General features: G+C 60.4%; 8 protein-coding genes. 7 read left to right on the top strand and 1 reads right to left on the bottom strand.

The window, feature by feature from the left end; all coding sequences use genetic code 11:
• Positions 1 to 495 precede the first annotated feature (495 nt).
• From WCA53_RS06875 to WCA53_RS06900, 6 genes are all read left to right on the top strand, one after another.
• Positions 496 to 1,518, top strand: coding sequence for a LacI family DNA-binding transcriptional regulator (locus tag WCA53_RS06875; RefSeq protein WP_423907266.1), 1,023 nt, complete (start codon positions 496 to 498; stop codon positions 1,516 to 1,518).
• Positions 1,515 to 2,762 (top strand): AGE family epimerase/isomerase, encoded by a 1,248-nt coding sequence (locus tag WCA53_RS06880; protein WP_423907268.1) that lies wholly within the window; start codon positions 1,515 to 1,517, stop codon positions 2,760 to 2,762. The genes WCA53_RS06875 and WCA53_RS06880 overlap by 4 nt, the downstream gene beginning before the upstream one ends.
• Positions 2,763 to 2,767: 5 nt before the next feature.
• A complete protein-coding gene (locus WCA53_RS06885) occupies positions 2,768 to 3,694 on the top strand; it encodes a carbohydrate kinase family protein (protein ID WP_423907271.1) in 927 nt (308 codons plus the stop codon).
• A 91-nt stretch (positions 3,695 to 3,785) separates the two neighbouring features.
• Positions 3,786 to 4,007 (top strand): hypothetical protein, encoded by a 222-nt coding sequence (locus tag WCA53_RS06890; protein WP_423907273.1) that lies wholly within the window; start codon positions 3,786 to 3,788, stop codon positions 4,005 to 4,007.
• A gap of 70 nt (positions 4,008 to 4,077) precedes the next feature.
• A complete protein-coding gene (locus tag WCA53_RS06895) occupies positions 4,078 to 4,323 on the top strand; it encodes a hypothetical protein (RefSeq protein WP_423907275.1) in 246 nt (81 codons plus the stop codon).
• Between the two features lie 524 nt (positions 4,324 to 4,847).
• Entirely contained in the window at positions 4,848 to 8,414 is a 3,567-nt protein-coding gene (locus tag WCA53_RS06900; RefSeq protein WP_423907277.1) for an indolepyruvate ferredoxin oxidoreductase family protein, read from the top strand.
• Between the two features lie 125 nt (positions 8,415 to 8,539).
• Here WCA53_RS06900 and WCA53_RS06905 read toward each other — a convergent pair whose 3' ends face one another.
• A complete protein-coding gene (locus tag WCA53_RS06905) occupies positions 8,540 to 9,859 on the bottom strand; it encodes an EAL domain-containing protein (RefSeq protein ID WP_423907279.1) in 1,320 nt (439 codons plus the stop codon).
• Positions 9,860 to 10,271: 412 nt separating this feature from the next.
• Between WCA53_RS06905 and WCA53_RS06910 the strand changes: the two genes are divergently transcribed.
• Positions 10,272 to 10,827 (top strand): cation:proton antiporter (locus WCA53_RS06910; protein ID WP_423907281.1); only part of this gene is annotated, 556 nt, incomplete at its 3' end.

A 10,827-nucleotide genomic window follows, 5' to 3' on the forward strand; every position in this document is an offset into this window, starting at 1 on the left:
GTCCTGGCCCAACGCTGGGGAGCCCGCGATACCTCCGCCGAGCACCCGGACCTGCCCGATGCAGTAGGCCTTCCGTTACGCCATTGACCGGCCCTGCCTCGACCGGATGCCAGCAACGCCCTGAACGCAGCCGGCACTGAAGCCTCCTCGAAAAAACGCAACCCAAAGCCGCTCCGTGCGGCTTTGTTGCTATTTGAGGCGCATTCGCACGAGCTGTCGATTCGGCCGAATGGCCTATGACTTGAGTCATCACGCTTAAAAATGAGGCGCGGCAATCTGACGCACTCCTTGCGTTTAACATTTTTACTAAACATTCATTCAGAGTGAAAGCTTTACTAGCTAACCGTTTGACGTGTTTTTTGGTAGGACGATCGCTAAGACTAAAACCCTTTTACTATACAATCTCCGCAACGTCTGAGAGAGCGGGCCGTTCCAGATGACGGACCGGCAAGGCGATAAAATCAAAATCAAACAATGCGGAGACAAAACATCCCAATGGCTACGACCATTCGCGACGTCGCACGAGTTGCCAGCGTGTCGATCGGCACGGTATCTCGTGCATTGAAGAATCAACCCGGCTTATCGGAGACCACACGCGAACGCGTCGTGGAAGTCGCCCGGCAACTCGGCTACGACTCCGCTCAACTGCGAACGCGCATCAGGCGCGTCACTTTCCTGTTGCATCGCCAGCACAATAATTTCGCGGTCAGCCCGTTCTTCTCGCACGTGCTCAATGGTTTCGAGGAAGCGTGCCGCGAGCGGCGGCTCGTCCCGTCGGTGCTGACGGCCGGTCCCACGCACGATCTTGCGCAACAAATGCGGCTGCATTCGCCCGATGCGGTCGCGGTTGCCGGCTTTATCGAACCGGAATTACTCGCGCTTTTGCACAGCATGAACCGTCCGGTCATCCTGATCGACTTGCGCGCCCCCGGATTCCGCTCGGTCAACGTCGACAATGCGCGCGGCGCCGCGCTCGCCATGCAGCATTTGTTTGCGGCGGGACGCAAACGCGTGGCGTTTATCGGCGGGTCGCAGGCGCATCACAGTATCGCGCAGCGCGCGCTGGGGTATCGGCGAGCGTATTTTGAAGCGGGATTGCTGTTCGATCCCACACTGGAACTCACCACGCAGCCGGGTAAAGAAGCCGATCAGGCCGCCGCCGACGCGATGACGCGCCTGATTGCGCTCGCGCGCGACCAATCGACTGCCCTGCCCGACGCCGTTTTCGCCTATAACGATGCTGCGGCCCTCGCGGCCATGCGCGTGTGCATTGCGCATGGATTGCGAGTACCGGAGGACATCGCGTTCGTGGGTTTCGACGATATCCCCGCCGCAGCCCAGAGCACGCCACCGCTCACCTCGGTGACCGTCGACAAGGAAGCGCTCGGGCGCCGCGGCGTCGAGTTGTTGCTCGACACAGATCAGAGTCACGATTGCCCTGACATACTCGTACCCGTGCACCTGATCCCGCGCGCCAGCTCCGCCATCAAGCAAACCGTCACAATGACAACGACATGACACAAACCGCCAGCCAAGTGGTTGTATCGGCAGAACCCAATTTCCGCCGAAAGGAGTTTTTGCTCGATCACGTTCGCGACACCCTTGCGTTCTACGCGCGAACGGCTCGTGATCCATCGGGGGGTTTCTTCCATTATTTCAAGGACGACGGCACGGTCTACGACCACACCACGCGTCACCTTGTCAGCAGCGCGCGTTTTGTTTTCAATTACGCGATGGCCTTTCGCCACTTCGGTGGCCAGCAGCATCAGGACGACGCCCGCCACGCGTTTGCGTTCCTGCGTAACGCACATTGGGACGCGGCGCGTGAAGGCTACGACTGGGAAGTCGAATGGCGCGACGGCGCGAAGCGCACGCTCGACGGTACGCGGCACTGCTACGGCCACGCGTTCGTCCTGCTCGCGTGCGCGCATGCGGCAATGGCGGGTATAGAAGAAGCCCTGCCGATGATCGACGAAACGTTCCAGATCATGGACCGCCACTTTTGGGACGCGGACGCCGGTCTTTACGCCGATGAAGCTACGCCCGACTGGCAGCTTTCGTCGTATCGCGGGCAGAACGCGAACATGCACGCGACCGAGGCGCTGCTCGCCGCGTTCGAGGCGACCGGCCACGTGTTGTACCTGGACCGCGCGGAGAAAATTGCCGGGAACATCACGCTGCGGCAGGCAAGGTTATCGAACGGACTGGTGTGGGAGCACTTCAATCCGGACTGGTCGATCGACTGGCACTACAACGAATCCGATAGTTCGAACATCTTCCGTCCGTGGGGTTTCCAGCCCGGCCACCAGACCGAATGGGCGAAGCTGCTGCTGATCCTGGAACGGCACCGCGCGCTGCCGTGGCTCGCACCGCGCGCGATCGAACTCTTCGACGCCGGTTTCAATCGCGCGTGGGACGACCAGCATGGCGGCCTGTACTACGGCTTCGGCCCTGACGACTCCATCTGCGACCACGATAAATATTTCTGGGTGCAAGCCGAAACCTTCGCGACCGCCGCATTGCTCGGCAAACGCACGGGCCTCGAACGTTTCTGGGATTGCTACGACGAACTCTGGCGCTATAGCTGGAAACATTTCGTCGATCACGAATACGGCGCCTGGTTCCGCATCCTGACTTGCGACAACCGCAAGTACAGCGATGAAAAAAGTCCCGCCGGCAAGACCGATTACCACACGATGGGCGCGTGCTACGAGGTGCTGAATGCCTTGGCGGACACGCATGAACAACAAGCCAAACGGTGACCGCGATGAACGCCGCCTCTACCCCGCAAAACCCGAGTTTTCCGCAATTCGTCTCCGCTGGGGACATCCTGACCGACATGATCCGCACGGGCCCGCACGACTGGCTGTCGCGGCCGGGCGGCGCAGGCTGGAACGTCGCGCGCGCGGTCTCGCGTCTCGGTGTGCCGACGGCCTCTGCCGGATCGCTGGGAACGGACAATTTCTCCGATGAACTCTGGAACGCGAGCGTAGCCGCAGGTCTCGACATGCGTTTCCTGCAGCGCGTGGAGCGCCCGCCGTTACTGGCGATCGTCCACGAGACGCAGCCGCCGACTTATTACTTCATGGGTGAAAACGGCGCCGATCTGGCCTTCGATCCCGCTAAGCTCCCGGCTGGCTGGATGGACTCGGTGAAATGGGCGCATTTCGGCTGTATCAGCCTTGTGCGCCAGCCACTTGGGCAAACGCTCGCCACGCTCGCCGCGCAACTGCGCGAACACGGCGTGAAAATCAGCTTCGATCCGAATTATCGGAACCTGATGGAACACGGCTACGAGCCCACCCTGCGCAAGATGGCCGCGCTGGCGGACCTCATCAAAGTGTCTGACGAAGACCTCGGAAAGCTGTTCCCTGCGATTGCGAACGAAGCCGACGCGCTCGCCGAAATCCGTGCGATGAACCCGCAAGCCACCCTACTGGTCACGCGCGGCGCGAGCGAATCGACGCTCCATGTCGGCGATAAAACCTACCACGCGAAGCCGCCGAAAGTGGAAGTGGCAGACACAGTGGGCGCCGGCGATGCATCGATTGGAGGCTTGTTGTATAGCCTGATGGCGCGCGCCGGCGACTGGCCCGATCACCTGCGCTTTGCGCTGGCGGCGGGCGCGGCGGCATGCCGGAAGTCAGGCGCCCATTCGCCGTCGCTGGAAGAAGTCGAAGACTTGCTCGCGTGAAACCTGTATTTCCGGCCATGTTCTAACGGGTGTCACACGCGCGGAAAATGCGCGTGCTAGCATGATTTTCACTTTCTGCCGGAGGTGCATCATGGAAGACACGACCTACACGAAGGGCATTTATACCGCGACCGTCAGCGCTCGCGCAATCGATGGCGGTGAGTTCCGAGGCGCGGTCGTGCTTGCCCGCGACGACGGCGAAGAAGCAGACGAAACGCTCTACGACGTCTCCGCCACTTCGCTGTCCGAAGATGAAGCGCTCGAAGAAGCGCGGGCGCTCGCGCACCGGATTCTCGGCGAACTCGAACTGTAGAAAGCACGGCGGCGCCGAGGTTATCCTCGGGTTTGTGGACCGCCGATTCTGTTTGCATCGGAGATTCATCATGTCCGAACAGCTCTTTCTCTATGGCATTTACGCCATTCATGTGCGCCCGATTGAACTACAAGGCACTCATTGGGACGCGGAGTACGAAATTCGTCATCACGATAAGCCAGTGCAGCACTGGAAGACTATCGGGGGGGATGCGGGTTTGCCGACGCCTAACGACGCCGTTAGTCTCGCGCATAAACAAGCCATCGCCGACATAGAAGCCGGTGCCGGTATCCCGAAGCCGAAGACCTTTCCGTAGGGCGCTGGGCGCTGGGCGTTTGGTTTGTTTTTGGGTGCTGATCGCGGCGAGTGTGGGGAGAGCGTTGAGTCCTCCTGCTTGCGTGGTCGTTCTGCTTATGTCGGATTTTCTTGCTTATTTCTGTTAGCCCCTATCCGGGGCGGGACTTCATTTCTTTGCAAACGCGCAAAGAAACGCGTTCAAACCGCGAATACTTAAGGGTCGTCGTTGCTACATTTCAGGTTTTTGGCACGTACGTAGCGCGGCCCCAAATATTTAACCGCCAGTCGAACCCCTCCCCCAAGCTCCAACCGCACGCACACGCTTCGCCTCAACGGCCCCTCCCCTATCAGCGACCAGCAGATAGCACCCAACGCACGGGTTAACCACGGTGCGCACCAAATCCAGGTAGATTTCACTCATTCATCTCGATAAAGATTTGTTTTCTTCTTCATCGTGGGGCGCTTCTGCAAAGAACGCAAAAATATTCCGCTCCCGGCGCGGAAGAATGACGGCATCCCCATCATGAGAACGCCGGAGACCGCATGAATGCGCGTGTGCCCGTTTCAATCCCGCCGCTGTCCGACTATCAGCTCGCCGATAACCTCAACGCCACTCACGGCCGCATCTTCCTGACCGGCACGCAAGCCCTCGTCCGGCTCGTCCTGATGCAACGCCAACTCGATCGCGCCGCCAGCCTCAATACCGCAGGCTTCGTCAGCGGATATCGCGGTTCACCACTCGGCATGGTCGATCAGCAATTGTGGAAGGCAAAAAAACTGCTGGCATCGCATGACGTGCGCTTCCTTCCTGCCATCAACGAAGAACTCGGCGGCACCGCCGTCCTCGGCACGCAGCGGGTGGAATCGGACCCGGAACGCACCGTCGATGGCGTATTTGCCATGTGGTACGGCAAAGGCCCTGGCGTCGATCGCGCCGGCGATGCACTCAAGCACGGCAACGCGTTCGGTTCGTCGCCGCATGGCGGCGTGCTGGTCGTGGCAGGGGACGATCACGGTTGCGTCTCGTCATCAATGCCACATCAATCCGACCAGGCGATGATCGCGTGGCACATGCCCGTGGTGAATCCCGCGAATGTCGCCGATATGCTCGAATTCGGCCTCTACGGCTGGGCGCTGTCGCGGTTTTCAGGCGCGTGGGTCGGCTTCAAGGCGATCTCGGAGACGGTCGAGTCGGGTTCCACCGTCGATCTCGATGCGATGCAAACCCAGTGGACACCGCCGACCGGTTTCATCGCGCCAGAAGGCGGCTTGCATAACCGATGGCCCGATTTGCCAAGCTTGACCATCGAATCCCGGCTGGCCGCCAAACTCGACGCCGTACGCTATTTTTCGAAGACCCATTCCATCGATAAATGGATCGCACCCAGCCCGCACGCGAACGTGGGCATTGTGACGTGCGGCAAATCACACCTCGATTTGATGGAAACGCTGCGACGGCTTTCGCTGACCGTCGAAGATCTCGATGCCGCAGGCGTGCGCATTTATAAAGTCGGCTTGTCATTTCCTTTGGAAACCACGCGGCTCGAAACCTTCGTGGACGGATTGTCTGAGGTATTGGTCATCGAAGAGAAGGGCCCGGTGATCGAGCAGCAGATCAAGGACCATTTGTATAACCGGACGGACGGCGCCCGCCCGATCGTGGTCGGCAAGAACGCGCAAAACGGCGCAACGCTGCTCTCCGCGCTAGGTGAACTGCGGCCGTCGCGGGTCTTGCCTGTCTTCGCCGATTGGCTCGCGCGCCACAAACCGGCGCTCGATCGCCGCGACAAAGTGGTCGACCTCGTCGCGCCACAGATTCTTTCCAACGCCGCCGATTCGGTCAAGCGCACGCCGTATTTTTGCTCGGGATGTCCGCACAATACATCGACGAAAGTGCCCGAAGGATCGATCGCGCAAGCAGGTATTGGCTGCCACTTCATGGCGTCGTGGATGGAACGCGACACCACCGGCCTCATCCAGATGGGCGGAGAAGGCGTGGATTGGGCATCGCATTCCATGTTCACCAAAACGCCGCACGTGTTCCAGAATCTCGGCGATGGAACCTACTTCCATTCAGGAATCCTTGCCATTCGTCAGGCTGTCGCAGCCGGCGCCAACATTACTTACAAGATCCTGTACAACGACGCCGTGGCAATGACCGGCGGACAGCCTGTCGACGGCAGTATTTCGGTTCCGCAGATCGCACGCCAGGTTGAAGCCGAGGGAATAGCGACGCTCGTCGTAGTCAGCGATGAACCCGAAAAATACGACGGTCATCACGACCAGTTTCCGAAGGGAACGACCTTTCATCATAGAAGCGAACTCGACGACGTACAGCGCCGGCTACGCGATATCAAAGGCACGACGGTTCTTATCTACGATCAGACGTGTGCGGCGGAGAAGCGTCGTCGCAGGAAGAAAGGCGAATTTCCCGACCCGGACAAGCGCCTTTTTATCAACGAAGCGGTGTGCGAAGGCTGCGGTGATTGCGGCGTGCAGAGCAATTGCTTGTCGGTGGAACCGGTCGAAACTGAACTCGGCCGCAAGCGCCGCATCGACCAGTCGTCGTGCAACAAGGACTACTCGTGCGTGAACGGTTTCTGCCCGAGTTTCGTCACGCTCGAAGGCGCCAAGCTCAAGAAGGCCGCCGGCAACGGCTTCGATTCCGACGCACTCGCGGCCCGCATCGGCGCGCTGCAGGAACCGCCGATCAAGCTCGATGACGCTCCGTTCGACATCCTGGTGACGGGCGTCGGCGGCACGGGCGTAGTGACGGTCGGCGCGTTGATCAGCATGGCGGCGCACCTGGAAGGCAAGAGCGCGTCCGTGCTGGACTTCATGGGCTTTGCGCAAAAAGGCGGCGCGGTGCTTTCGTTCGTGCGCTTCGCGGCCCGCGATGCGTTGCTGAATCAGGTTCGTATCGATACCCAGCAAGCCGATGTGGTGCTCGCCTGCGACATGGTCGTCGGCGCCAGTGCCGACGCGCTGCAAACCGTGCGGCATGGGCGCACGCGAATTGTCGTCAACACGCACGCCATTGCGAACGCGACCTTCGTGCAGAACCCGGACGCGAATCTTCACGCTGGGTCGTTGCTGGAAAAAATGCAGCACGCGGCAGGCGCGGATCGCATGAATACGTGCGACGCGCAAGCTCTGGCCGCGCGTTTTCTCGGCGATACGATCGGCGCGAACATCTTGATGCTGGGTTACGCGTGGCAACTTGGGCTCGTGCCGGTGTCACACGCAGCGATGATGCGCGCCATCGAGTTAAACAACGTAGCAGTACCGATGAACAAGCTCGCGTTCGGTATCGGCCGGCTGGCGGCAGCCGATCTGGGCGCGTTGGAATCGTTGCGGAAAGTGGCGTTTGTGCCGCGCGTCGAGATGGACGCGATGCCGCTCGAAGCGCTGATCGCGGATCGCGAAGCGCGATTGCTGGCTTATGGCGGTTCGGCTTATGTAATTCGATATCTCGCCATGGTGTCTTCTGCTGCGGCTTTGAAAAATGAAGCCGTGACGCGCGCTGTGGCGACGACGTTTTATAAGCTGCTTGCCGTGAAGGACGAATACGAGGTAGCTCGCCTTCACACCGATCCGACATTTCGCGCCGCGTTGGAAGCGCAGTTCGAAGGCACGGCGGGAAAGGATTTCGCAGTGAAGTTTAATATGGCGCCGCCGGTTTTATCGAAGGCGAAGCATGGCGGGCAGCCGAAGAAAATGACGTTCGGTCAATGGCTTTGGCCAGTGCTGGGTGCTATGGCGAAGGTTCGACGGTTAAGGGGCACCGTGATCGATCCGTTCGGCTTGACGCTGGAGCGGAAGATGGAGCGCCAGTTGGCGGCGGATTACGAAATGACGATTCGACGCGCGCTCGGTGTGATGTCGACGGAGAACGCCAAGGACGTGGCGGCGCTGGCGGTTCTGCATGAGCGCATTCGCGGCTATGGACACGTGAAACTCGCGAATCTGGCGACGGTGAAACGGCGCGAGCGGGAGTTGGCTGCGAAGGTGGGCGTCGAGGCGCAGACGGGTGAGTTCGTTAAGGCTGCACTCGATGGGCTGAAAGGGGCGGCGGGGTTGAGGGGGATTCCGGTGGTGGTGGCGAAGTAAGTCATGGCGTTTCTTCCGCGCTTCGAGAAGTACCGGGTACTTCTCGAAGCGCGGAATCCCAGTATTGCGGCAAGCTAAGCGAGCGACTTCCCCAGGCCACTCGCTCAACGACCAGGGCATTAAAATCACTCCCCGTCTTCCGGAAACCAATCGATATCCCCGCAAAGCACGCACCGTTGCCCGTCGACCCGCGTCTCGACCGACAGCGTGACACAAGGCAACGCCTCGTTTATCGATAAATACGGCTTCGTCACCTGCACGCGCTCCGGATCGCCGAGCGCCGCACGAAAATACGGTCGCCTCAACCAGTTAGCGCCTTGCGCGTCGATCAGCGGCAACAACCGCGCCTCATGTGCGGCACGATCCGCCCGCAGCACTACATTACGCCCGGCCTGCCGCCCATTCGTATCGAGCAGGAAACACCTTGCGGCGTTATCGAGCCCGAGGAAATTCCAGCAAACCTCTTCCAACGGCTCACCCGCCGCGAGACGTTCAGCCGCCCGCTCGAACGCTCGCACATAGGGCGCAAGCCTTGCTGCCACGCGCCGCTCTTTTGCTTCCGTCTGCAACCGATACCGCTCCGTCAACTCGCTCATCAACGTGTGAGCCTGAGTACTATCGGCGAGACCGGGATTGGGCCGGCCAAAGAAAAAGCCCTGCACAAAATCCGCGCCGCTCGCGAGCGCAAGCTGCGCCTCGTGCTCCGTCTCCACGCCCTCGATCAACACCAGCTTCCCCGCCTCGTGCAGCAGCGACACCACGCCCGACAAGATCGCCTCCATGTTGCGCCGATGCTTCGAGTCCCCCGGCACATGCAACGTATGCGCCGCGTGCCCGGCGTGCGACAACATCACCCGGTCCAGCTTGACGATATCGGGATCGAGTTGCCAGATTCGCTCGATATTCGAATGCCCCGCGCCGAAATCATCGAGCGCGATGAGGAAGCCGTGCTCGCGGAAGTTCTGCACGGCATCCGCGAGCTTTTCGATATCCTCGGTATCGTGCTCAAGCACTTCCAGCACGACGCGACGCGGCTCGAACTGCAATCGCTTCAGGTTCGCCAGCAACGCCGCGATGTGATACGGCTCCGTCAGGGCGCCCGGATAAACGTTGAGGAACAACCATTCGTTCTGCGTACCCAGCACCCTGAAATTCTCAAGATGCAGCGCGTGAGACAGGCGGTCTACCTGCAACGCCTCACCCACGCGAGCGGCCTGGCCGAACACATCGAGCGGCGATACGGCGCGATCCAGCGCGTCATGCGCACGCAGCAATCCCTCGTATCCGACGGCCCGCATGTGCGAAAGGCTGAACACCGGCTGGAACGCGCTCGACAAGGTCCAGGCGCCGTGCTCGACGGAATAGCGGTCGAACCCCGACGTCACCGAGAGTTCAAAGCGTCGGGGCGAAGCCGGTTTCGCCTTCTCTTGATTGGCTATTGCCATCTGGTTGCCCCCGTCGGGACAGTCGTGCACGGTTCCCATTGACACGTTCGGCCGTGCTCTCTTTCGGGCATCGATTGCGCTCCACTTCGCGCAGCCGTTGCCTGCATTCCTGATTTCATACACTGCCCTCGTTTGTCCTCAGCCGGGAATCTAAGCGTCCGGTCGCCTACGAGAAAGCAAGCTCCGTGCTAACTCGAGACAATGGGTTTATCAAGCGCCGATTTCCGCATGCACCGCAGCGAACCCCGGCTCAACGGCTCAACGTGCGGACCGCACTAAAATGGTGCAAGTCGGATCGAAGATGATCCCATCACTTCCCGGCAATCATCCTCGACCCCGCTAGAATTTGCAGCATCCCGGCTGTTCGCTGGCCTTTGCGCCGTTGGTCCACGCAAATACGAATCTGGAAAATATGGAAATCGTTTTCACTGTTTTGATACTGATGCTTGCGGTCGCGCTGTCGGGATTTGCGATGACCCTGTTGCCAACGGCATTGCCGTTCGCATTGCCTTTGCCGTTGGTCCAAATTGCGTTGGGCGCGTGTCTGGCGTCGCCGCGCTTCGGGTTGCACGTCACGTTCGACCCTGAGCTTTTCATGATGCTGTTCATCCCGCCGCTCTTGTTCGCCGATGGCTGGCGCATCCCGAAACGCGAACTCTTCATGCAGCGCCGCGCGATCCTCCTGCTCGCGCTGGGCCTCGTCTTTATGACAGTAGGCGCTCTCGGCTGGTTTTTGCATTGGATGATTCCCGAGATGCCGCTGCCCGTCGCATTTGCGCTTGCCGCGGTGTTATCGCCCACTGACGCAGTCGCGCTCGGCGGCATCGCGGGCAAGGGACGCATCCCGGCGAACCTGATGCACATCCTGGAAGGGGAAGCGTTGATGAACGACGCGTCCGGTCTCGTCGCGCTGAAGTTCGCCATCGCGGCGGCGCTCACCGGCGTGTTTTCGTTGCGCGCCGCATCGA

Source organism: Caballeronia sp. (assembly GCF_049581465.1).
Lineage (GTDB): Bacteria > Pseudomonadota > Gammaproteobacteria > Burkholderiales > Burkholderiaceae > Caballeronia.

Coding starts and splice junctions, on each gene's coding strand:
- WCA53_RS06875 (WP_423907266.1), top strand. CDS start 496: ATGGCTACGACCATTCGCGACGTCGCACGAGTTGCCAGCGTGTCGATC.
- WCA53_RS06880 (WP_423907268.1), top strand. CDS start 1,515: ATGACACAAACCGCCAGCCAAGTGGTTGTATCGGCAGAACCCAATTTC.
- WCA53_RS06885 (WP_423907271.1), top strand. CDS start 2,768: ATGAACGCCGCCTCTACCCCGCAAAACCCGAGTTTTCCGCAATTCGTC.
- WCA53_RS06890 (WP_423907273.1), top strand. CDS start 3,786: ATGGAAGACACGACCTACACGAAGGGCATTTATACCGCGACCGTCAGC.
- WCA53_RS06895 (WP_423907275.1), top strand. CDS start 4,078: ATGTCCGAACAGCTCTTTCTCTATGGCATTTACGCCATTCATGTGCGC.
- WCA53_RS06900 (WP_423907277.1), top strand. CDS start 4,848: ATGAATGCGCGTGTGCCCGTTTCAATCCCGCCGCTGTCCGACTATCAG.
- WCA53_RS06905 (WP_423907279.1), bottom strand. CDS start 9,859: ATGGCAATAGCCAATCAAGAGAAGGCGAAACCGGCTTCGCCCCGACGC.